21 protein-coding genes are annotated in these 23,709 nt (G+C 34.6%); 13 read left to right on the top strand and 8 right to left on the bottom strand.

The window, feature by feature from the left end:
* The first annotated feature begins 192 nt into the window (after positions 1–192).
* The gene (locus tag OZP12_RS17125) at positions 193–1,155 is read left to right on the top strand and encodes an ion channel (protein WP_281226297.1); all 963 of its coding nucleotides are present in this window, start codon (positions 193–195) and stop codon (positions 1,153–1,155) included.
* On the opposite strand, the gene OZP12_RS17120 is transcribed toward OZP12_RS17125, so the two are convergent.
* Entirely contained in the window at positions 1,145–1,837 is a 693-nt protein-coding gene (locus tag OZP12_RS17120) for an SIR2 family NAD-dependent protein deacylase (protein ID WP_281226296.1), read from the bottom strand. The two genes, OZP12_RS17125 and OZP12_RS17120, sit on opposite strands and share 11 nt — an antisense overlap.
* Before the next feature lie 213 nt (positions 1,838–2,050).
* On the opposite strand from OZP12_RS17120, the gene OZP12_RS17115 reads away from it, so the two are divergent.
* Positions 2,051–2,707, top strand: a complete 657-nt coding sequence (locus OZP12_RS17115) for a TrmH family RNA methyltransferase (RefSeq protein WP_281226295.1) — start codon at positions 2,051–2,053, stop codon at positions 2,705–2,707.
* A gap of 169 nt (positions 2,708–2,876) precedes the next feature.
* On the opposite strand, the gene OZP12_RS17110 is transcribed toward OZP12_RS17115, so the two are convergent.
* Both OZP12_RS17110 and OZP12_RS17105 read right to left on the bottom strand, forming a co-directional pair.
* Entirely contained in the window at positions 2,877–3,644 is a 768-nt protein-coding gene (locus OZP12_RS17110) for a carboxypeptidase-like regulatory domain-containing protein (RefSeq protein ID WP_281226294.1), read from the bottom strand.
* A 188-nt stretch (positions 3,645–3,832) separates the two neighbouring features.
* Entirely contained in the window at positions 3,833–5,728 is a 1,896-nt protein-coding gene (locus tag OZP12_RS17105; RefSeq protein WP_281226293.1) for a DEAD/DEAH box helicase, read from the bottom strand.
* A 375-nt stretch (positions 5,729–6,103) separates the two neighbouring features.
* Here OZP12_RS17105 and OZP12_RS17100 point away from each other — a divergent pair, with 375 nt between their 5' ends.
* The 6 genes from OZP12_RS17100 (at position 6,104) to OZP12_RS17075 (ending at position 14,247) form a co-directional block, all read left to right on the top strand.
* A complete protein-coding gene (locus OZP12_RS17100) occupies positions 6,104–6,388 on the top strand; it encodes a DUF4834 family protein (protein WP_281226291.1) in 285 nt (94 codons plus the stop codon).
* 169 nt (positions 6,389–6,557) lie between these two features.
* Positions 6,558–9,002, top strand: a complete 2,445-nt coding sequence (locus tag OZP12_RS17095) for a YfhO family protein (protein WP_281226290.1) — start codon at positions 6,558–6,560, stop codon at positions 9,000–9,002.
* A 61-nt stretch (positions 9,003–9,063) separates the two neighbouring features.
* A complete protein-coding gene (locus OZP12_RS17090) occupies positions 9,064–10,356 on the top strand; it encodes a glycosyltransferase family 4 protein (RefSeq protein ID WP_281226289.1) in 1,293 nt (430 codons plus the stop codon).
* 34 nt (positions 10,357–10,390) lie between these two features.
* A complete protein-coding gene (locus OZP12_RS17085) occupies positions 10,391–11,860 on the top strand; it encodes an oligosaccharide flippase family protein (RefSeq protein WP_281226288.1) in 1,470 nt (489 codons plus the stop codon).
* Between the two features lie 144 nt (positions 11,861–12,004).
* The gene (locus OZP12_RS17080) at positions 12,005–13,660 is read left to right on the top strand and encodes a DUF8459 domain-containing protein (RefSeq protein ID WP_281226287.1); all 1,656 of its coding nucleotides are present in this window, start codon (positions 12,005–12,007) and stop codon (positions 13,658–13,660) included.
* A 290-nt stretch (positions 13,661–13,950) separates the two neighbouring features.
* A complete protein-coding gene (locus OZP12_RS17075; RefSeq protein WP_281226286.1) occupies positions 13,951–14,247 on the top strand; it encodes a hypothetical protein in 297 nt (98 codons plus the stop codon).
* 78 nt (positions 14,248–14,325) lie between these two features.
* Here OZP12_RS17075 and uvrA read toward each other — a convergent pair whose 3' ends face one another.
* Positions 14,326–17,121 carry an excinuclease ABC subunit UvrA gene (uvrA, locus tag OZP12_RS17070; RefSeq protein WP_281226285.1) on the bottom strand — a complete coding sequence of 932 codons (2,796 nt, stop codon included), beginning with the start codon at positions 17,119–17,121 and terminating at the stop codon, positions 14,326–14,328.
* A gap of 390 nt (positions 17,122–17,511) precedes the next feature.
* Here uvrA and OZP12_RS17065 point away from each other — a divergent pair, with 390 nt between their 5' ends.
* Both OZP12_RS17065 and OZP12_RS17060 read left to right on the top strand, forming a co-directional pair.
* A complete protein-coding gene (locus OZP12_RS17065; RefSeq protein WP_281226284.1) occupies positions 17,512–18,096 on the top strand; it encodes an RNA polymerase sigma factor in 585 nt (194 codons plus the stop codon).
* Positions 18,097–18,148: 52 nt separating this feature from the next.
* The gene (locus OZP12_RS17060; RefSeq protein ID WP_281226283.1) at positions 18,149–18,292 is read left to right on the top strand and encodes a hypothetical protein; all 144 of its coding nucleotides are present in this window, start codon (positions 18,149–18,151) and stop codon (positions 18,290–18,292) included.
* A 101-nt stretch (positions 18,293–18,393) separates the two neighbouring features.
* Here OZP12_RS17060 and OZP12_RS17055 read toward each other — a convergent pair whose 3' ends face one another.
* Positions 18,394–19,044: an endonuclease III domain-containing protein gene (locus OZP12_RS17055; protein ID WP_281226282.1), complete on the bottom strand. Its 651-nt coding sequence runs from the start codon at positions 19,042–19,044 to the stop codon at positions 18,394–18,396.
* Between the two features lie 174 nt (positions 19,045–19,218).
* Here OZP12_RS17055 and bcp point away from each other — a divergent pair, with 174 nt between their 5' ends.
* On the top strand, positions 19,219–19,671 hold the full coding sequence (gene bcp, locus OZP12_RS17050) for a thioredoxin-dependent thiol peroxidase (RefSeq protein WP_281226281.1): 453 nt from the start codon (positions 19,219–19,221) through the stop codon (positions 19,669–19,671).
* Positions 19,672–19,749: 78 nt separating this feature from the next.
* On the opposite strand, the gene OZP12_RS17045 is transcribed toward bcp, so the two are convergent.
* A complete protein-coding gene (locus OZP12_RS17045; protein WP_281226280.1) occupies positions 19,750–21,213 on the bottom strand; it encodes a TonB-dependent receptor in 1,464 nt (487 codons plus the stop codon).
* Positions 21,214–21,311: 98 nt separating this feature from the next.
* On the opposite strand from OZP12_RS17045, the gene OZP12_RS17040 reads away from it, so the two are divergent.
* Positions 21,312–22,076: an MBL fold metallo-hydrolase gene (locus OZP12_RS17040; protein ID WP_281226279.1), complete on the top strand. Its 765-nt coding sequence runs from the start codon at positions 21,312–21,314 to the stop codon at positions 22,074–22,076.
* A 12-nt stretch (positions 22,077–22,088) separates the two neighbouring features.
* On the top strand, positions 22,089–22,589 hold the full coding sequence (locus tag OZP12_RS17035; RefSeq protein WP_281226278.1) for a hypothetical protein: 501 nt from the start codon (positions 22,089–22,091) through the stop codon (positions 22,587–22,589).
* 53 nt (positions 22,590–22,642) lie between these two features.
* Here OZP12_RS17035 and OZP12_RS17030 read toward each other — a convergent pair whose 3' ends face one another.
* Complete coding sequence (locus tag OZP12_RS17030) at positions 22,643–23,290, bottom strand: alpha/beta hydrolase (RefSeq protein ID WP_281226277.1); 648 nt, start codon at positions 23,288–23,290, stop codon at positions 22,643–22,645.
* Positions 23,291–23,380: 90 nt separating this feature from the next.
* Positions 23,381–23,707 carry a hypothetical protein gene (locus tag OZP12_RS17025; RefSeq protein ID WP_281226276.1) on the bottom strand — a complete coding sequence of 109 codons (327 nt, stop codon included), beginning with the start codon at positions 23,705–23,707 and terminating at the stop codon, positions 23,381–23,383.
* Positions 23,708–23,709: the final 2 nt, after the last annotated feature.

The raw sequence follows: 23,709 nt of genomic DNA, 5'->3' as shown, positions 1-23,709 counted from the left end.
GTTAAGATTTAGATTATAAAAATAATTTATTTTTTTCTTGTAAACTGTTTTCTGTTTGGAATTATTTTCTAACTTTTTATGTTAATAAATTCAGTGTTCAATCCTTGTTTTTTGTCAAAAATGAAATTGAAATTCACGGTATTGTATTGTAGAATTTATTGTCTAATTTGCGATTAAATAGGAAATTGGATTATGGCAATGTTTAATCGGCTGAATTTAAAAGCAAAATCACTTATCAATACTGGATTTGGAACCAGTTCATCGAGTTATGGTGGTCGCTTCATCAATAAGGACGGATCAGTGAATGCAGTTAAAAAAGGTGTTGGGATTTTTGATAGGATTAGTTGGTATCACACCATGCTGGATATGCCTTCATGGAAGTTTCTTTTGATTCTACTGCTGTTTTACATCGGCATAAATTTTGTGTTTGCGTTGCTGTATTTTGGGATTGGGATTGAACATCTCAATGGGATTCAAGCGACTGATGAGGCATGGGTACAGTTTGGGCAGGCTTATTTTTTTAGTGCCCAGACATTTACGACAGTGGGTTATGGGCACATCAGTCCGACGGGTTTTTACACAAGTGCTTTGTCTTCTGCCGAAGCTTTGATGGGACTCTTGAGTTTTGCTATTGCGACCGGTTTGTTTTTCGGGAGATTCAGCAAACCGGATATTTTTCTAAAGTTTTCAAAGAATGCAATTATTGCGCCTTTCAATAATGGAAAGGCACTGATGTTTAGGCTCGCTCCCTATAAAAATACCAATTATATAGATGCTGAAGTCAATGTAACGCTCGGAATGCAGATGGAAGAGAACGGGGTTATGACGAATAGGTTTTATACTTTGGATTTGGAGTATCAAAAAATAAATTCATTGGCTCTGAGTTGGACTTTGGTTCATCCCATAACAAGCGAAAGCCCCCTTTATGGATTGACGGCATCAGATTATGAATCGATAACGGGGGAAATTATAGTAATCATCAAAACATTTGATGATATGTTCAGCACTACAGTTGCAACACGGACATCCTATACTTTTGAGGAAGTAGTTTATGGTGCCAAATTCCAGCCGATGTATTCACAAAGTGAAAATCATCACAGCACTGTTTTGGATTTGAGTTTGCTGAATACTTTTGACAGAGTTGTTATCGATTAGAATGTAGTTTTTCCTTTAAAATGCGAACCCCTTCCGAAGCAACATTTGGAATCACTTCAAGAGGGTTTCTAAGGTTTGGGATTTTTATTGGCTTAGGATCGATATAATAAATTGGCGTTTCTTTCTTGGTGAAATCGATTAATCCTGCTGCCGGATACACTTGTAAAGAAGTGCCGATAACCGCAAAATAATCGGCTTGTTCGGTAATTGTGATGGCTTCTTCAAGGGCAGGAACTTCCTCTCCGAACCAAACGATATGAGGACGAAGTTGGTTTCCTTGCTGGTCAACATCTCCAAAATTTAAGTCATCGTGCCAGTCCAGAATGTAATTTTTATTTTTGGAACTTCTTACTTTTAATAATTGACCATGTAAATGTGTGATGTTTGAACTTCCGGCGCGTTCGTGTAAATCGTCTACATTTTGGGTAATGATATAAACGTCAAAATCGGCTTCTAATTCGGCTAAAATCTGATGACCTAAATTGGGTTGTACCTCTTTTAATTGTTTGCGTCTTTGGTTGTAAAAATCAAGAACCAAAGCTGGGTTTTTATGCCAACCATCGGGAGTTGCTACGTCCAATACGTTATGTCCTTCCCATAAACCGTCACTGTCACGAAAGGTTTTGATTCCGCTTTCGGCACTGATTCCGGCACCGGTGAGAACCACTAGTTTCTTTTTCATGTTCTATTTTGATTGAAGTAATGAGACACAAATTACACAAATTTCCAGAAATTTTATATTCGGCACTTATAAAATTGTAGTAAAGATTTAACCGCAAGGCTCGCAAAGAATTACGCAAAGGACACAAAGCCTAGGGCATCCTTTGCTTGCCTTGCGGATAAGTAGAAAGATTTTGTTCTAAGTTTAGTATTTTTGCCAAAAAAATATTTAGTAATGATTGATTTGGATTACCTTAATTATCTTGAAGGGTTTTTGACCGAAAACAGAAAAGAAAGTTTTTTGAGAGTATTAAAAAATAGAACAAAACATTTTACGGTTGCTGTTGAGGACGTTTTTCAGATGCATAATGCGAGTGCGGTGATGCGCAGTTGTGAGGTTTTTGGTGTTCAGGAACTGCATGTGATTGAGGAACGTTTTGGTAAACAAATTGATAAAGAAATTGCGATGGGCGCTCAGAAATGGGTTGATATTTCTGCTTATGATAGTGCTGCCAATTGTTTAGATACTTTAAAGAATAGGGGATACCAAATCATAGCAACAACACCTCATGCCAATGACTGTTTGCTGGAGGACTTTGATATATCGAAACCAAGTGCTTTATTTTTTGGTACCGAAAGAGAAGGATTGTCTGATGAGATTATTAAAAAAGCAGATGGCTTCCTTAAAATTCCTATGGTTGGATTTACGGAGAGTTTGAATATCTCGGTTTCGGCAGCAATTGTTATTCAGAATTTGACTAATCGATTGCGTAATTCTGATGCTAATTGGCAATTAACGGAGGAAGAAATTCTGGAGAAAAGATTGGATTGGGCGAAGAAGTCTATTAAGGATATCAAGAGAATTGAAGAAAGGTATTATAATGAATTTTAATTTGTGAATTTATATTAATCTTGTTGTAATGCAGAATGCCGCGTGAAGGATGGGAGCAGGCTACCAAAGTAGCGCGGACAGCCTGACAGCAAAAAGAAAAGGGACCGAATCACCGTTGCGATAATTTGGTCTCTTTTCTTTATGGTGGCACGCCCAAATTTGGATTATGCTATTTTTTCTTCAAAATTTTGTATTGTTCGTAACAACTGCTTAAAGCATCCATGATCTGAAGGTCGTTGGCTGTTTTAATGAAGGCTTCGGAGTAACTGCAACGCCCTAAAATTTCCGAAATTTCATCGGTGGAAACGCCTAGAAGCAATGAAATAGTTTCTCTGTCGTATTTGGTTTCCAAAAGGTTTCTTACGGTGTCATCCTTTCGCATCTCCCTTAGTTTTTTGAGCTGCTGGGTCTTTTTACTAAAGACATTATAGAGCATGTCGGCGGGGTTAAATATAGAACCCAATACTTTTCCGAATGCTTCTGGAGCGTATTGTCCGGCTTCGTATCCTTGCCCTAAACCTGAAATGTTATAGCGATAATCTTCTTTTACAGGAATCAATTTGGAGTCAATTTCGAGGTAACCAGTAAGATGATAAGGGCTTATTACAACTTCATTAAGAGCAATTGCTTTTTGTGTAAGCTGGATGGTGGTTCTTTTATTTTTAATCCAGTCATTGGTAACACGAACACGTAGTGATTCATAACCAAGAAGAGTTATATGTAGGGTGTCGCTCTGGGTAACGGCAAGTTCAAAATTACCTTTGCTGTCTGTAGTGGTTCCGTTAACCTGATTGATGTTGATAATGTTAACGTTAGCTAATGGGGTGCCAGAGTTGTCGCTGATGATAGTACCAGTGATTTTTGTTGGGATATCAGTAGTTTGGGCTACTGTACTTATGGATGTGAGTAAAAATAAAAAAACTACAAAATATTTCATAAACTGATTTAAAACTTTATAAAAGTAGTAAAACGGGATTAAATATTTTGTAGTTCCAGTATAATTATAAGAAAATTAACAATCGAAAAAAAAGATAGAGGTCAGAAAATAGAAGTTAGAAATTAGAAAAACATGATTTAAAACCTGTTTTGCAGCTTCTGACTTCTAACCTCTAATTTTTAATTTAATTAGTCTCTTCTTGGTCTTCTTGGTCTTGAAGAATCTCCAAAGCTTTCAGAACGTCTTGGAGCTCTGTCTGAGGAACCGTCTCTTGAACTTCTGTCAGATGAAAAACCGCCTTCTCTTCTTGGGCTTCTTTCAGATCTGAAACCGCCTTCTCTTGAAGAAGAACTTCTTTCGCCTCTAAAGCCGCCTTCGCGTCTTGGAGCAAAATTTCCTTCTCTTCTAGGAGCTGAGCTTCTTCCACCAGAATTTCTTCCGTTGTGGTCACGTCTTCCGCCACCGTCATTTTTAGAAATTTCAACATTGATACGACGTCCTTCTAATTGTACGTTGTTCAATATATCCATAACTTTATCGGTATGTTCAGGATCTGTGTTGAAGAAAGAGAAACCTTCTTTTACATCTACCTTGAAAACGTCATCACGACCTAAGTCCAATGTTTCTTTTAGGTAGTCTTTTAAGGTCATCCAATCGAAATTATCTCTCGAACCGATGTTTACAAAGTATCTTGTAGCACCACCATTGTTGTTGGCTCTTGGTTCTCTGTCGTCACGATCACGTCTTTCAGAACCTGATGATTGGCTTGAGATGTCTCTGTTTTTCTTGTAGTAAGTGATGAAACGATTGAATTCTACCGATACCATTTTCTTAATCAATTCTTCTTTTGATAAATCTTCAAGAACATTATTGATAGCTGGTAAGTAGTTGTCGATTTCGTGATCAACTTCGGTATCTTTAATTTTTGTTGCTAAGTGTAATAATTGTATTTCGCAGATTTCAATTCCAGAAGGGATTGTTTTTTCTTCGAATTTTTGTTTGATGATTCTTTCGATAGAAGAAATCTTGCGCAATTCACTTTTAGTAACAATTACGATAGAAGTACCTAATTTACCTGCACGTCCGGTACGTCCTGAACGGTGATTGTAAGTTTCGATTTCGTCCGGTAATTGGTAGTTAACTACGTGAGTAATATTGTCAACGTCGATTCCACGTGCAGCAACGTCAGTAGCAACCAGCATTTGGATTTGTCTTCCTCTAAATGATTTCATTACGCCATCACGTTGCGCTTGGGATAAATCTCCGTGCAATGCAGCGGCACTGTATCCGTCTTCAATTAATTTTTCGGCAATAGCTTGTGTGTCACGTTTTGTTCTACAGAAAACTACAGAGAAAATATCTGGATTAGCATCAGCCAATCTTTTCAATGCTTCATAACGATCACGTGCATTTACAAGGTAAAATTCGTGAGAGACGGTTGCAGAACCTGAATTTTTGGTTCCTACAGTGATTTCTACTGGCTCGCTCATGAATTGTTTTGCAATTCTGGCAACCTCTTGTGGCATAGTTGCAGAGAACAACCAAGTACTTTTTTGGTCTGGAGTATCAGATAAAATTGATACGATATCCTCATAAAATCCCATGTTCAACATTTCGTCAGCCTCATCAAGAATACAGTAATCTATGTTCTTGATATTTACCAATCCTCTGTTAATCATGTCTTGCATTCTTCCTGGAGTTGCCACAATAATTTGTGCCCCTCTTTTAATTTCTCTAGCCTGCTCTGTTATACTAGCTCCTCCATAAACTGCTACCACATTAATACCTTTTTCGTATTTTGAGTAGTTTTTAAGTTCGTTGGTAATCTGTAAACAAAGTTCGCGTGTTGGCGATAAAACTAATGCTTGTGTATTTCTGTTGTCGGCATCAATTTTTTGGATTAGCGGAAAACCGAAAGCTGCTGTTTTCCCTGTCCCTGTTTGAGCCAACGCAACCATATCTGTGTCTTTTTCCAATAATAGGGGAATCGCCTTTTCCTGTACCTCTGACGGATTTTCAAATCCTAGATCTAAAATCGCCTTCAGTAACGATTCATTCAATCCTAATTGTTCAAATTTATTCATATGTAATTTTAAAATAGGGTGCAAAATTAGTCTTTATAATTCATAAAAACTAATGCTATTTTAAGAATTAGCCTTTTATTTTGATTTGATAATCAGTTTGTTATGGTTTAAAGTTGCCTTTTTTGGTTTTTTGAATGGATTTTTACTGTGAAATTATGTCGTCTTTTGGTTATTTATGTTAAAAAAAGACCTTAAAAACTGTTGTTTAGTGGTATAGGTTTTAATTGGTAATGAACTTTGGGTAGTTGGAGATGGTTTTTACCCCTTTTTTGGACAATTTTGTCTTTATTTTATCATTTATTTAAGAATGATATTTTCAAATTGCTTCTAAGTTTCGATATTGATTTATTAATTTTGCCTAAAAATAATTTGATTATGCAAACAGCCTCTTTTTCGGGTTTTATAGAAATGGTTTTCTTTATGATAGCCTTCTATTATATTTTTAAATTTTTGGCTCGATTGTTTTTACCTTTATTAGTGAAAAAGGTAGTGGAAAAAGCAGGGCAAAATTTTCAGCAACAGCAACAACAATATAACCAGCAAACTGCTTGGAGAAGAACTTCTAATAATGATGAGATCATAATCAATACTGCCAATAGTAAAAATCCCCGCGAAACCAAAAAAGTGGGAGATTATGTGGATTATGAAGAGATTGAATAATGATTTAAGATTTTTGAATAATGATTTCTGATTTTTTGAATGCAAAAGAAAAAATTTGGTTGCAATCATTTAATCTGAAATCATTAATGCTTAATATTGCCAATTAAAAATCGATTCCGAAAATTCGGAAAATAAATCAAAAGCCGTTAATCAAAAATCTAAAATATTAATGAAGCAACTTCAAAAGTTCTTTCCGCACGCGTTGGCTATACTTGGATTCGTCCTTGTTTCTACACTTTATTTCTTTCCTGTTTTGCAGGGGAAACAAATTTTTCAATCGGATATTGCCCAATATACTGGGATGGCCAAAGAACAAAATGATTTTAGAGCAACCCATCACGAAGAACCTTATTGGACAAATTCGGCTTTTGGAGGAATGCCAACCTATCAATTAGGTGCCAAATATCCTCACGATTATGTTGGTGCTATTGATGATGTGTTGCGTTTTTTGCCTCGACCAGCCGATTATCTATTTCTGTATTTTCTAAGTTTTTATGTATTGATGCTGGTTCTGAAAGCCGATCCGCTTAAAGCTTTTTTTGGAGCAGTCGCTTTTGGTTTTTCGACCTATTTGATAATAATTCTTGGAGTCGGACATAATGCGAAAGCACATGCAATCGCTTATATGCCAATGGTTGTTGCAGGTTTTATAATGGTTTTTCAGCGGAAATATATTTTGGGAGGCTTGCTCACCATGCTTGCTGTGGCATTGGAAGTTAATGCCAATCACTTCCAAATGACTTTTTACTTATTGATTTTGCTATTGATTCTTTCAGGGTATTTTATTTATGAAGGAATTAAATCGAAAGAATATAAACCGTTATTGATTTCTATTGGAACCCTTATTGTTGCAGGTGTAGTTGCCATTGGTGCCAATGCGACTAATTTGTTGGCAACAGTTGAGTATGCAAAATATAGTACTCGTGGTACAAGCGATTTGAGTTTTAACCCAGACGGTTCTAAAAAAACTACTGATATGGCAATGACTTATGACTATATCACGGAGTATAGTTATGGGATTGCCGAAAGTTTCAATTTAATTGCGCCGAGATTATTCGGAGGTTCAAATAATGAAAGTTTAAGCGAAGATTCTAAGATTGTTGATTTTTTACAGCAGCAACAAGTTGGTGAAGGGCAATATATTTCAAAAGAACAAGCAATCGAATATGCCAAAGGAGGAATGCCTACTTATTGGGGAGACCAGCCAATAGTATCGGCACCGGCATATATTGGCGCGGTGGTTTTTTTCTTAGCGGTTTTAGCTTTGTTTGTTGACCAAAGAAAAATTAAATATGCATTTCTTGGAGGAGCAATACTGACTTTATTTTTGTCCTGGGGGAAAAATTTTCCGACTTTGACGGATTTTTGTATCGATCATATCCCAATGTATAACAAGTTTAGAGCGGTTTCGTCTATTCAGGTTATTTTGGAATTGTGTTTTCCTGTTTTGGCTATTATGGGTTTGCAATCCTTTTTTAAATTTGAAAAAGAAAAACAGTTAAAGCCGTTGCTTCAATCTGGAGCTGTAGGTTTAGGATTGATTATACTTTTGTTTTTATCCAAAAGTATGTTCAGTTTTGCGGGTGCTAGCGACAGCACTTTATTACAGACTTACGGGCCAAGTTTTGTAGATGCCATTAAAGCTGATAGAAAGACAATGTACAGTGCCGATTTATTGCGTTCCGGATTTTTTATTCTGATTGCTGCAGGTGTTTTATGGTTGTTTGTTAAAAATAGAATAGCTCAAAATACTGCAATTATTTTAGTTGGTTTATTTATGGTGGCCGACTTGTTTTTTGTGGATAAAAATTATGTTTCTAATAAAGATTTTGTCAATGGACACGATGTAGAATATCCTTTTGAGGAAACTCCTGCTGATGCTGAAATTCTAAAAGATCCTACGAATTACCGTGTCTTTGATATTGATGGATTGATGCAAGGAAGAACATCTTATTTCCACAAAGCAATTGGAGGTTATAGCGCTGTAAAACCGCAAAGAATGCAACAATTATTTGACTATCAAATTGCCAAAAATAATTTGGAAATGCTAAACATGTTGAATGTTAAGTATGTAATTCAAACTGATAAAGAAGGTAAACAACGTCCGGTTATAAATCCGGATGCTAATGGAAATGCATGGTTTGTGAATCAAGTTTTACCGGTTACAAATTCAGATGGAGAAATGAAAGCTTTGGATAAATTGAATTCTAAAAAAGCTGCTGTAATCAATATTAATGAGTTTTCAGAAGTTAAGAATAAAGCTTTCGCAAAAGACAGTTCGGCAACCATAACTTTGGATTCGTACTTGCCAAATCATTTGAAATACACATCAACCAATTCAAAAGAAGGTTTAGCTGTTTTCTCTGAAATGTATTATGAAAAAGGTTGGAAAGCTTTGATTGATGGAAAAGAAACCCCAATTATGAGAGCCGATTATGCTTTGAGAGCGATATTGGTTCCAGCTGGTAAACATACAATAGAATTCAGATTTGAGCCTCAAGTGGTAAAAACGGGTAGCGCTATCACGCTAGTTAGTACTATTGGTATGTTATTGTTGTTGGTTGGAGGATTGTATTTTGAGAAGAAAAAAGGTGGGTTTAAGAGTTTAAATTAACTACTCGATTATAATCGAAGTTGATTTTAGATTTAATTATTTAATATAAATCGCAATCATTTTGGATGCTAAAAAAGTCCTCATTATAACTTATTATTGGCCGCCTGCAGGAGGGCCTGGTGTTCAGCGTTGGCTTAAGTTCGTGAAATATTTACCGGATTTTGATATTCAGCCAATTGTTTATGTTCCTGAGAATCCAACCTATCCTATAGTTGATGCTAATTTAGAAAAAGAAGTCTCGGACAAAGCAATTATTTTAAAAAATAAAATTTTTGAACCCTACCAACTGGCATCTGTTTTTTCTAAAAATAAAACCAAAAAAATTAGCTCGGGGATCATTCCTAACAAAAAGAAACAAACTTTCCTTGAAAAAATGTTGTTGTGGGTTCGTGGTAATTTGTTTATCCCAGACGCACGTGTTTATTGGGTGAAACCATCAGTTGCTTATTTGGAAAAATATATAGCTGAAAATAATATTGATACTATTTTTACTTCTGGGCCGCCACATAGTTTGCATTTGATAGGATTGGTTTTAAAACAAAAATTAAATATCACCTGGATTGCCGATTTTCGTGATCCTTGGACAACTATTGGTTATCATAAATCTTTACGATTATCTACAAGAGCAGAAAGACAGCACAAAGCTCTTGAGTTTAGGGTTTTGAACACGGCTGATAAAGTTATCGTTACCAGTAAAACTACCAAAACTGAATTTGAGGCAATAACAAATAAGCCAATAACGGTTATTACGAACGGTTATGATTCTGAACCTGCAACTAAGATTGCTTTGGATTCTAAATTTAGTCTTGCTCATATTGGTTCGTTCCTCTCAGAGAGAAATCCAGCTATTTTATGGGAATCTTTAGCCGAGCTAGTAATGGAAATTCCAGATTTTAAGTCTCATTTGGAACTAAAATTAATTGGAGCCGTAAGTCAGGAGGTATTGGATGCTATTTCTCAATTTGGTTTGGATTCTTATCTAAATAATCTTGGTTATGTTTCCCATACTGAAGCTGTAGCACATCAAAGAAATTCTCAGGTTTTGTTGCTTATCGAAATAAATTCGGAAGAAACAAAAAGTATTATTCCCGGAAAATTATTTGAATACATGGTTTCTAACAGACCAATTATTGCCATTGGCCCAAAAGATTCGGATTTTGCCGAAATAATAACTGGTACAAATACTGGTGTGTTTTTTGAATATACTGAGAAAGAAAAATTAAAAAACACGATCATATCTTATTATAATCAGTTTTTAGAGGGCAAATTGCAATCTTATGCCGTAGGTTTGCAAAAATATTCCAGAAAGAATCTGACCAAAGAATTAGTACAATTAATTAATTCGAAAAGTTAAGATACTTCAACTTTTAAACTTTAAAAACCTATTAATGGGCATAGTATTAAATCAGTCATTAAAAAACACCATAATAACTTATATTGGATTTGGAATTGGAGCAATCAATACTTTGTATTTGTATCCAATTTTTTTAGGAGCGACTTACTATGCTTTGACAAATTACATACTTTCTGCCGCAAATGTTATCATGCCTTTGTTCGCTATCGGAATGCAAAACACGTTGGTGAAATTTTATGCCCAATATCAGACTGAAAAAGAGCGTGAGCAGTTTTTATCTTTTACAGTTTTATTTCCGTTGCTGATGTGCATTCCATTAGCTATTTTAGGTTTGTTTTTCTATGATGATATCTTAGCTTTTGTTTCAAAGAAAAATCCTGTTGTTAAAACATTTATTTTACTGATTCCATTCACGGGTATATGCATGGCTTATTTCGAAATATTTTATGCTTGGGCAAGAGTCCATATGCATTCTGTTTTTGGAAATTTTATAAAAGAAGTTGGTTTACGCTTGTTTTCACTAATTGTTTTGATCGGTGTATATTACGACTGGATAACAGTTGTGCAGTTTGTTTATGTTACTGCTGGAATCTATTTTTTGGCTTTTTTGGTTACTATGTTTTATGCGTTTAGTATCAAGAAACCTGTTTTTCAATTTGTAATTCCAGAAAATGTAAAGGATATTTTGATTTATACTTTTTATATTATTTTGTCGGGTAGTGTTGCCAATTTATTATTGGACGGAGATAAAATAATGCTGAATCAGTATATGAAGATTGAAAACATTGCATACTATTCTGTTGCTACATATATTGCTTTGGTTATTTCGGTTCCAAGTCGTGCAATGCATCAGATTGTATATCCTATTACTGCAAAACTCATGCATGAGGACAAGCATGATGAGTTGAATAGCTTGTATAAAAAGACATCCATCAATTTACAGATTGTAGGAGGGTTTGTGATGCTTTGTATTTTTGTCAATATCAATCAATTATACGAAATGGTTCCGAAGGAATATAGTGGCGGAATTATTGTAGTGTTTATGATTGGTTTGTCTAAATATTTTGATTTGATTTTGGGAAATAATAATGCTATTATTTTTAATTCAAAATATTATCGGGCAGTCTTGTTTTTAGGAGTTGGACTGGTGGTTTTGACCGTGATTTTGAACATGATTTTTATTCCTTTATTTGGAATTATGGGCTCCGCATTCGCTACTTTATTATCAATTACTTGTTATAGTTTGGCCAAATTGCTTTTTGTTGTAAAACGCATGTATTTGTATCCATTTACCAAAGAAACATTATATTCAATAGGTATTACTTTTGTAGTGTTTTTGTTGTTCTACTATTGGCAGTTCCCATTAAATCCAATTATTGCAATCTGTTTGAAATCAGTTTTAGTGACGATTGTTTACGTATTTATCAATTATAAATTTGTCGTTTCACCGGAAATCAATCAAACTTTGGACAAAGTTTTTTTGAAAATCAAGAGAAATAAATAATTTTTAGTACTTGTTCTAAACTTTTTATTTTCTGATGTTTATGTTTAAAATTTTGTGGTTTTGTTTTTTATATTTGTTCTTGTAGTTTCTAATTTACAAATACAGGAAGCTTCGTAGTAATTAATTTAAAAATATATTAATGCCATGATGAATTTTAAATCTATACTTCTGTATTTGTTTCTTGGACTTTCTATATTATCGTTTTCGCAACCCCAAAAGCATGATAATTCCAGCGTAGAAAGATATAAAGCAGAAAATGATATTTCTCGTCAAAAAAAAAATGGATACAAAGGTTATCCAGTGAAACCCTTTAAGGATACCTTGTTTTTTATTTACAATAAAATTGGCTCTTTTACTGCCGAGAATAGGGCAAATGCTATTGCTAGTAGAATAGAATTGCTTTATAAAGATCCTTTTTTCAAGAAAGACTCTTTGATACTTAACAATTCAGAATCTGGTGTGGATATTGTTTATAAGAGTGATTTTGTAGTAATGTCGGTTACTGATTTGGATGGGAAAACAATAGGTAAAAGTAATTTTGAGTTAGCTCAAAAAAATCTTGCTATAATACAAAAATCGATACTCTTTCAAAAAGAAAATAACTCTGTTGAAAATTGGGTGAAACGATTGGGACTTGTCCTGCTGCTGCTATCTTTGGTGGTTGTAATCGTAGTTGTAATCAATAAAATCTTCAAATGGTTTATGTTTTTTCTTGTTAGAAGAAAAGAGGCTTATTTTTTAGGATTAAAGGTTAAGGGTACCTATGTGTTCTCTCCCAAAAAGCATTTAGAGTTTGTTTTAAAGATTGTCAAGTTTATCCGTTTAGTTGCTCTTCTGTTTACATTTTATATTTCATTACCAGCTATTTTTAGTGTTTTTCCAGAAACGGAAACCTATGCTACCACTCTTTTAAATTGGATATTTTCTCCTGCTCGGGCTGCATTTATTGGATTTGTTGACTTTTTGCCCAATCTAATATCCATACTGGTAATTGTAATTTTGTTTCGTTTTCTTTTGAAAACTATTAAATTTTTTGTTGAAGAGATTGAAAAAGGGCAAATCAAAATAGAAGGATTTTATAGTGATTGGGCAAAACCTACTTTTAATATAATTAAGGTTTTGATTTATGCCTTCATGATAGTGATTATTTTTCCCTATCTTCCAGGGTCTAATTCGCCCATATTTCAAGGGGTTTCTGTATTTGTGGGAGTTTTGTTTTCGTTGGGGTCTTCGAATGCGATTGCTAATATGATTGCGGGACTCGTGATTACATATATGCGACCGTTTAAAATAGGCGATTATATAAAAATAGGTGATGTGAGTGGTACGGTTATTGAAAAAACTCCTTTGGTAACGAGGATAAGGACTCCAAAACAGGAAGATATTACAATCCCAAATGCTACCGTTTTATCCAGTTCTTCTATTAATTATTCGGCCAATGTTGATGAGAATGGTAAAGGATTATTAATTCATACCAAAGTTACCATTGGTTATGACAGTCCTTGGAAGGCTGTTCATGAAGCATTATTGGAGGCTGCTTCAAGAACTGATTTGTTAGAAAAAACACCAAAACCTTTTGTTTTGCAAAGTAGTTTAGACGATTTCTACGTAGCTTATGAAATTAATGCTTATACGAAAAAGCCCAATCAGCAGCCTTTGATTTATTCTCTATTGCACCAAAATATTCAAGATTGTTTTAATGAGGCAGGACTCGAAATTATGTCTCCTCATTACAATTCACTTCGTGACGGGAATAAGACTACTATTCCGGAAAATTATTCCAAAAAGGAAAATAAATGAAATAGTGATTTGTAAAAGAAGATGGTATTGAGTTATATATTTTGTTAAAATAATTTGATTTGATCTGTATTGAAAGAAAATTATTGTTTATTCTTTGATTTTGATACCTTCTAACGATTATTTTAAACTTTATTTGGCGGCTGTTTTTGTAATTTACTAATAATCAATAACTTGATGTTTTACTTCTAAAATATCACTAAAAGTGGGTATTGCAGAGTTCTTGTTTGTGACTTAATTTTGTGTGGCTTTTAAGAATTATTCAAACACTTGTTTAATTTAATACACTAAAGATGAAAAATCATTTTATTAATCAAGATAAGTTAAATCTGTTTACCAAAACTATCTCAAAGAAAATAAAAAACGGATTTGTAGTTGTGGAGCGTAATGATAAATTGCCTTTTACTGTTTTATATAAAGAAGGGAAAAAAATAAATCATAGCCTTAATTTTTTGGCTTGTTGCGCAACTCTAGGAATGTGGTCTTTGCCTTGGTTGTATTTATCGCAAGTAGCTTCCAAAGACAAAAAAGTATTGATTGCAATTGATGAAGACGGGAATGTTTTTGAAGAAAATTGCTATTTAGGATAAGTTTCCTTGAAAATTATATAAAAAAAAGTCACCACAAAACAGTTTTATGGTGGCTTTTTTGTTGGTTAAAACTTAAACTTATAGCTTTTCTTTCAAGTATTTGGCCGTAATTGATTTTTTGTTTTTGACAATTTCTTCAGGAGTTCCTGTAGCCAGTAATAAGCCTCCGTTTTCGCCACCTTCAGGGCCTAAATCAATAACCCAATCTGCACATTTTATTAGGTCAAGATTGTGTTCTATCACAAGTATCGAATGTCCTTTTTCGATTAAAGCATCGAAAGAAGCCATAAGCTTTTTTATATCATGAAAATGCAATCCTGTCGTTGGTTCGTCAAAAACAAAAAGAGCTTTCTCTTTAATGGTTCCTTTAACCAAAAATGAAGCGAGCTTAATACGTTGGGCTTCTCCTCCGGAAAGTGTCGATGACGATTGACCCAATTGCACATATCCTAAACCTACATCTTGTAAAGGCTGTAGCTTTTGAATAATTTTAGTTTGCTTGTTTTTTTCAAAGAAAAGAATAGAATCATCGATGGTCATCGTCAGGATGTCGTTAATGTTTTTTCCATCAAAAGCCACCTCTAAGACTTCTTTTTTGAAGCGTTTTCCGTTGCAGGTTTCGCAAGGCAATTGCACATCAGCCATGAAAACCATTTCGACATTTATGGTTCCTTCTCCTTTGCAGGTTTCACATCTTCCACCATCAACATTAAAGGAGAAATGCTTGGCCTGATAGCCTCTTACCTTGGAAAGCTTTTCTTTGGCATATAAATCACGAATATCATCATAGGCCTTGATGTAAGTCACCGGATTGGAACGGGAACTACGTCCAATTGGATTTTGATCAACGTATTCAATGTGTTTTATTTGTGAAAAAGAACCAGAAAGCTCGCTAAATTGACCCGCTTTTTCGCCGGCATTATCGAGTTTTTTCTGCATTGCGGGAAAAAGAATCTTCTTTACAAGCGTACTTTTTCCACTACCCGAAACTCCAGTGATAACGGTTAGTACGTCAAGAGGAAAAGTAACATCTATATTCTGTAAATTGTTTTCTCTTGCGCCTTTTATTTCGATAAAATTCTTGAAATTTCGTCTCTTTTTTGGTACTGTAATTTCTAGGTCACCATTCAGATACTTAGCGGTTAAGGAACTAGATTTTAGGATTTCATCATAAGTGCCTTGTGCAACAAGATTGCCACCCAATGTTCCTGCTTCGGGACCAATATCGATAATCATATCCGAGGCTTTCATAATGTCTTCATCATGCTCCACTACAATTACGGTATTGCCAAGATCACGCAACGATAATAAAACATTTATCAGTCGTTCAGTGTCTTTTGGGTGTAAACCAATGCTTGGTTCATCCAAAATATACATGGATCCCACAAGACTACTGCCCAATGAAGTGGCCAAATTGATACGTTGGGATTCTCCTCCAGAAAGTGTAGATGAATTTCTGTTTAGCGTCAAGTAATTCAAGCCAACTTCGGTAAGGAAAGATAGTCGGTTGTTGATTTCAGTTAATAATCGTTTGGCAATTTGCTTTTCGTATTCGTTCAAATCAATGTTTTTGAAAAACTCGACCAAATGTTTGATAGGTAAATCAACCAAATCAGATACGGTTTTTCCATTGATTTTTACATATGAAGCTTCAACTCTTAAGCGTTTCCCTTTGCAGGTATTACATTTGGTTTTACCTCTGTAACGGGAAAGCATTACTCGGTTTTGAATCTTATAATTTTTTTCTTCAAGTTCTTTGAAAAAGTCATTCAATCCTTGAAAATATTTATTTCCTGTCCAAATTAGTTCTTTCTGTTCATCGGTCAGTTGGAAATAAGGCTTGTGAATTGGAAAATCAAATTTGTAGGCGTGATTTACCAATTCGTCCCGAAACCAGCTCATGCTTTCACCTCGCCAGGGGAATATCGCATTTTCAAAAACAGAAAGTGAAGTGTTTGGGACTACCAATTCGGCATCAATTCCAATGATATTTCCGTATCCTTCACAAACAGGACATGCTCCGTAAGGATTGTTGAAACTAAATAAATGAACGTTTGGCTCCAAAAAAGTAAGACCATCTAATTCGAAATTATTGGAAAACGAAAGTTTCTTATCTGAATTTAATTCCTGTAAAAAGCAAATTCCTTTTCCTTCGAAAAATGCTGTTTGCACGGCATCTGATAATCGATTGTAGAATTCTTCTTCGTCCTTAACAACGATTCGATCAATGATGAGTAAAATATCTTTATGGTCTAAAGTGTGCTGCTCATCTGGACTGAAATCATCCAAACGAACCATTTCGTTATTTGCCAAAATTCTCGCAAAACCTTGTTGTAGCAGTACTTTTAGTTTTTCTTCCAATTGTCTTCCTTCTTCGAGATGAATAGGAGCAAGGAGCAGCCATTTGCTGTTTGGTTCAAATTTTTTCACTTCATTGACCACATCGGTCACAGTGTTTTTTTTGACTTCCCATCCTGAAACCGGGGAATATGTTCTTCCGATTCGGGCATATAATAATTTGATGTAATCGTATATTTCTGTCGAAGTTCCCACAGTAGAGCGGGCATTGGTTGTATTTACTTTTTGTTCTATTGCGATGGCAGGCGCAATTCCTTTGATATATTCCACTTTTGGTTTGTCCAATCTACCTAAGAATTGTCTGGCATAGGATGATAAACTTTCTACATAACGGCGTTGCCCTTCGGCATATAAAGTGTCGAAAGCCAAACTGGATTTACCGGAGCCTGAAAGTCCTGTAATAACAACGAGTTTATTTCTAGGAATAGCAACATCTACATTTTTTAAGTTATGTACCTGCGCCCCTTTTATGATGATGTTTTTCTTTGGGTCTAGTTTGGAAATGTCAATTGGCATACTAAAAATGAGTTTTCACAAAAGTACTTAATTTTAAAATGAGATCATCGAAAGAATTATAATCAAAACTTGGTTTTTTGAACCACTTTTTTAAGAATTTTACTTGTAGAGTCTTTTGTTAAGATAATTTAATTTTGGATTTAATTATTTTAAGTAATTCTTGTGTATTTTACTGTATTTCAGTGGGTTTGTTTTTATGTTTCTGCAGTTAATGGTTTTTTAAATGTTAAAAAAAAATGGCTAAAAAGATAATTATCTTCTTTTTTTTTGTTACTTTTAATAATTATTTGTTATGTTTGGCAAATAATTAACCTAACTCCCTTTAGCCTATAGTATAAAATTACTTTTTAGAAATACCCCAAAAACTAACTAAATCTAAAAAGAAATGCTATGGCAAATTTACAAAAATCAGATGCTTTATTGGTAAAGGACTATATGTCTGGCAACGAAAGCGCCCTGGCTGTGCTGATCAAAAGGCATGAATCTAAGGTTTATGGATTCATTTATTCTAAAGTGGCCGATAGAGAGATTTCAAATGATATTTTTCAGGACACCTTCATAAAAGTTATTAAAACTTTAAAGACGAATTCTTATAATGAAGAAGGTAAATTTTTGCCTTGGATTATGAGAATTGCACACAATTTAATTATTGATTTTTATAGAAAATCGAAAAAAATGCCGCTCTTTAGGGAAACAGAAGATTTTTCTATTTTTTCAATTATGTCCGACGATTCCCTTACGATTGAAAATCGAATTATTGCCGATCAGGTTGAAGTTGATATTCGCCGATTGGTTGAAGAACTTCCTTTGGATCAAAAAGAGGTTTTGATTATGCGTATGTATCAGGACATGAGTTTTAAAGAAATCTCTGAAACAACTGGTGTAAGTATCAATACAGCACTGGGGAGAATGCGATATGCGATATTGAATTTGAGAAAAATAATTGAGAAACATCAAATTGTTTTAACAAATTGACAATAAATGATTAATTCTTCCGTTGTAGTAATAAATGCAATTTATACTTCATATGGAAAAGAATTACTCTAAATCACTGAAACTTTCAAGAGGGATGAAACCCGATAAAGAGGTCGTGTCTCTTTTATTGAATTACTCTAAGGCTTTGAAAATAGTTAAGATTGAGGGTAAGGCTTTTGAAATCATAGCCAATTAATCTGGTCTTTAATCAGATGTTTTAATTTTTTAAAGTTTGGCTTGGACAGCAAATTTCACTAATTTTTATTGAATTAGTGAAATTTGTTATTTACATCCAATTCACTTTTTTGAAAATTCGCTTAAAACAGATTTTCTTCCAATAGTTCTGGTAATGATATCTTTCTCCAAATCCCAACCCCTGGCTGGAGAGTATTCGCGTCCATACCAAATAATCTGAAGATGCAAATCATTCCATAATTCTTCTGGGAAAATGCGTTTGGCGTCTTTTTCAGTTTGAACTACATTTTTACCATTAGTCAAATTCCATCGGTACATTAATCTGTGGATGTGAGTATCAACAGGAAAAGCAGGAACTCCAAAAGCCTGTGACATCACCACGCTGGCTGTTTTATGCCCAACGGCTGGTAATTCTTCGAGGGCTTCAAAACTTTGCGGCACCTGTCCGTTGTGTTTTTCGATTAAAATTTGTGATAATCCATGAATTCCTTTCGATTTCATTGGAGATAACCCACAAGGACGAATGATTTCCTTAATTTCTTCTACCGACATTTTAACCATATCATAGGGGTTATCTGCTTTGGCAAAAAGCAAAGGTGTAATTTGATTCACACGCACATCTGTGCATTGAGCCGAAAGTAATACAGCAATCAACAGAGTATAAGGATCTTTATGATCTAAAGGGATAGGTATAGTAGGGTAAAGTTCGTTCAACGTATTGATGACAAATGTTACGCGTTCCTGTTTGGTCATTTTTTCTCTAAGTTACTAAGATTCTAAGTGGCTAAAGTACTAAGTTTTTAAAATTAAATTAAAGAATATGATTCATATTAACTAATAATCTCAGAAATTTAGAGTCTTGGTAATTCAGCAACTCTAAATAATCTTAGTAACTTAGCCACATAGTAACTTAGAATCTTAAAACGAATGACAACATTGCAAAAAGGAGATAAGGCACCTCAATTTTCAGGTGTTGACCAAGACGGGAAATCACATCAATTGGAGGATTATAAAGGAAAAAAACTAGTTGTTTTCTTTTATCCAAAAGCTTCCACACCGGGCTGTACCACCGAAGCCTGTGATTTAAGGGATAATTTTGAGCGTTTTCAGGCTAATAATTATGCCCTTTTGGGCGTAAGTGCCGATAGTGCGAAAGCACAAACAAAATTCAGGGATAAATACGAACTGCCTTTTCCTTTATTGGCTGATGAAGATAAGTCGGTTATTAATGCTTTTGGGGTTTGGGGACCAAAAAAGTTTATGGGAAGGGAATACGACGGAATTCACAGAACTACTTTTGTTATAGACGAAAACGGAATCATTGAGGATGTTATCACCGAGGTAAAAACAAAAGAACACGCAAATCAGATATTGGGATAAAGGATGTTCTTTCAAAATAAAAATCCAAGAAAAACAAATTGTCTTTCTTGGATTTTATAAAACTTAAAAATTTCTGTTTTAATTTTTGGCTTCCAAAAGCGAATTTGGATGATAACCGAAAAGATGTTTTTCTTTTATAATTTCGGCTACTCCCGGAGGCAGCATCGATTCCCATCCCGGTTTTCCGTCACTGATCATTTTCAGTACTTCACGGGAGAATACTTCCAATATTTCGGGGTTGTAGCCCTCGATGTCAAGCACTTTTCCGTTGAATTTAAAGAATTTATACAATTCTTTCATTCTTGGGTGTACTTTTAGATTTTTGGAGGTTATGATTTCTCCTTCTTCACCCAACATTGGGTACAGGAACACTTTCATGTCGCGATAGAATAATTTTCCGAAGGCTTCGAGTATTCCTCCGCTCAAATGGCGATAGTATTTTTCGTCAAAAATATCTACCAAGTTGTTAACTCCCATTGCTAGTCCCATTCGGGCTTTGGTATAATTAGAGAAATATTCTACCACTTTGTAATATTCTTGGAAATTCGATATCATTACGGTTTGTCCCAAAGAACAAAGTAATTCGGCGCGATCCATAAAGTCTCTTTCGTCAATTTCGCCATCAGAACGAAGGTTTGATAATGTGATTTCGAAAACCACCAAAGTGTTGTCTTTCTCCACTTTGTTTTCTTCTAAAAACATCTTTAAAGATTCCTTGTACATATCCATATTTACCTTGGTAACCGGACGGAAACTTCCTCTGAAAGCGAGAATGTTTTTCTTGTAAAGGATTGCAGCGGGTAAAATGTTTTTGGCTTGAGGATTGAACATTACGGCATCTGTCATTCCGTTTTTAACCAATTGCAAACTCATCAATCGGTTATCGACTTCAGCAAAACGAGGGCCTGAGAAATTGATGGTGTCGATCTCTAATTGGTCTTTGTCTAAGTGATCGTATAAGTAACGGAGTAATTTTTTTGGATCATTGTATTTGTAGAAAGCACCATAAATTAGGTTTACTCCCAAAACTCCCAATGTTTCTTGCTGTAATCTGGAATCCGTTTCTTTGAAACGAATGTGGATGATAATTTCGTTGTAATCTTCGGTAGGATCTAGTTGATATCGAATTCCTACCCATCCGTGACCTTTAAATTGTTTTGCAAAATCTATCGTGGCAACGGTATTGGCATAACTAAAAAATAGTTTGTTCGGATGTTTGGTTCTGCTTAATCGTTCTTCTATCAATTCGACTTCAAACTGGAGCATTTTTTTGAGTCGGCTTTCGGTAACATAACGGCCGTCTGCTTCGACTCCATAAACGGCATCACTAAAATCTTTGTCATAAGCAGACATCGCTTTTGCAATTGTCCCTGAAGATCCACCTGATCTAAAAAAATGTCTTACTGTTTCCTGGCCAGCCCCAATTTCGGCAAAAGTTCCGTAGATGTTTTCATTTAAATTAATACGAAGCGCTTTGTCCTTTAAAGAAGGAATTTGTTCAATGACTTTGTCTCCTTTTAATTTTATCTTTTTGGGTTCCATTTATTTTTATTTAAATTCGGCGATTATGTTACAAAGTTAACCAATTCGGCATTTAATGAAAGAGAAATTAATCCTATTTTTGTAAAAAAAGAACACAATTGAAGGTATATTTTTTAGGTACAGGAACGTCACAGGGAATTCCTATTATTGGGAGTGATCATGAAGTGTGCAAAAGCACAGATTTTAAGGATAAAAGGCTTCGGGTTTCGGCTTGGGTCTCGTGGGATGACCATTCGTACGTTATTGATTGCGGCCCCGATTTCAGGCAACAAATGTTGGCTTCGAATTGCCGAAAAATTGATGGAATCCTATTTACCCATGAACATGCTGATCATACGGCTGGCTTGGATGATATCCGCCCTTTTAATTATCGACAAGGAGAAATTCCGATTTACGCCCATAATAGGGTGCTTACCGATATTAAAAAACGATTCGAATATATATTTGAAACAGTCAATAAGTATCCGGGTTCTCCCTCAGTCAAAACCATTGAGATATCTGATAATGTACCTTTTCCTATTGGAGATAAGATTGCAGTACCAATTACCGTGATGCACGGAAGTCTTCAGGTTTTTGGGTTTAGAATAGACGATTTTGCCTATTTGACTGATGTAAAAAGTATTGCAGAAGCTGAAGCGGAAAAATTAAAAAACCTCAAAGTGTTGGTGGTAAATGCTTTACGTGAAGAACCTCATAACACACATTTTAATTTGCAGGAAGCACTCGATTTTATAGCTTTGCTAAAGCCTGAGAAAGCTTATCTTACCCATATCAGTCACATGTTAGGTTTTCATGAAGTGGTTCAAAAAAGACTACCAAAAAATGTTTTCCTGGCTTATGATAATTTAGAAATTACTATTTAATTCCTTTTAATAATGAAAAAATCGTTGTTGCTTTACGCTTTAATTTTGTCTTTAGTTTTTAATATTTACACCTACATGTACTTAAGTAAAGAGGTAACTTTTGAGCAAGATAAATTTAAAAAAACGACTACCAAATTAAAAGATAGTTTGCAATCTGTTACCAATAAAATGTCGGATGCAGATTATTTTTCATTGGAGAAAAATGAAAATGCACAAAACTACTTTGAATCAGCTAAGTCAGATAAAATTAGAAATTATGCGACCTTAGTTCCTTATGTTACAGCGCAATTGTTGGATTTGAATGCTAATCCAAAAGGGAATCCTTATACTGGTCAAATACAGTTAGGAGCCAATAAGTTTTCGATTAATAAAGTAAAAGTATTGAACCACCGTTGGATAATTGCCGATTATAGTGATGGTGAATATTGGGGTGAAGTATTGTTGAAATATTTTATCAACGATGATGAAAGCGTTTCTTTTGAAGTAATCCAGTCGGTTATTTACCAAAAATAAAGTTTAAGAGGCAGTTTTCAGTTTTATATATAACTGAAAACTGCAACTGTTTACTATTTTTCAATAAGCCAATTTTTTAAGTCATAGAAATTTTGTGGCGCTACTCCGTGACCTACAGGATATTCTTTGTAGGTGATATCCACTCCTAATTTTTCTAAAATCCCAGGTGTTTTTCTGGCCCAATCAACAGGGATTACCTGATCGACTGTTCCGTGAGAGGCAAATACTTTTAATTTGCTTAGATCATTTTTCAGATAATCATCGGTTACGATATCCAAATTGATGTAACCACTCATTGCTATTGTTTTGTTTACTTTTTCAGGATATGAAAGTGCTACTGCATAACTTAAAATTGAGCCCTGACTGAAACCAATCAGGTTTACATTATTGGCATCAATTGGATAATTAGCAACCAATTCATCAATAAAATCTGCAATTATATCTCTAGAAATTCGGGCTTGGTTGTTGTCTGAAAATTTGTTTTGATCGGCATCAAAATTAATGGCATACCAGGCATAACTGCCGTATTGCAAATCATAAGGTGCACGTGCCGAAATAACATAATATTCATCCGGTAATTCTGGAGCAAACGAAAATAAATCGGCTTCATTGCTGCCATATCCATGAAGTAGCAGTAATAATGGATTTTTGTCAAGAATAACTTTTGGTTCTCTTATTTTATATTCTAAGGATAAGATCATTTTTATTTTAGATTTTTTGTCAAATCGAGCGCAGTCGAGATTGAGTATTGAGTCTCGACTGCGCTCGACTTGACAGATGAAGTGTAATTTTTATGAGATGCTTTTAAGCCATTTTTGAAAATATTCTCCAAGTAATGGGACAGGTTTTGTTTCGCCTTTTATTGCGCCAAATATTCCATAAGTCCATAAAACAGAAATGAAAATCCACATTGAGGCAGAAATCATCAGGCTGTTGAAATTATTGATAATCAGTCCTAAAGAAATAAAAGTAATTGTTAGTCCAAGTCCTTGCCGAATATGAAAGGAAGCAAATTCATTTTTGTCTTCGCCGTTCATCGACATGGCTATAAATACGCCAATCCCTAAAATATAACTGGTAATGGCTGCTGTTTTTCCAGCTTCGATGGAGTTGTTCATTT

Source organism: Flavobacterium aquiphilum (assembly GCF_027111335.1).
GTDB lineage: Bacteria > Bacteroidota > Bacteroidia > Flavobacteriales > Flavobacteriaceae > Flavobacterium > Flavobacterium aquiphilum.
Note: the sequence above shows the minus strand (reverse complement) of the source record. Positions and strands in the feature narration are given on the sequence as shown.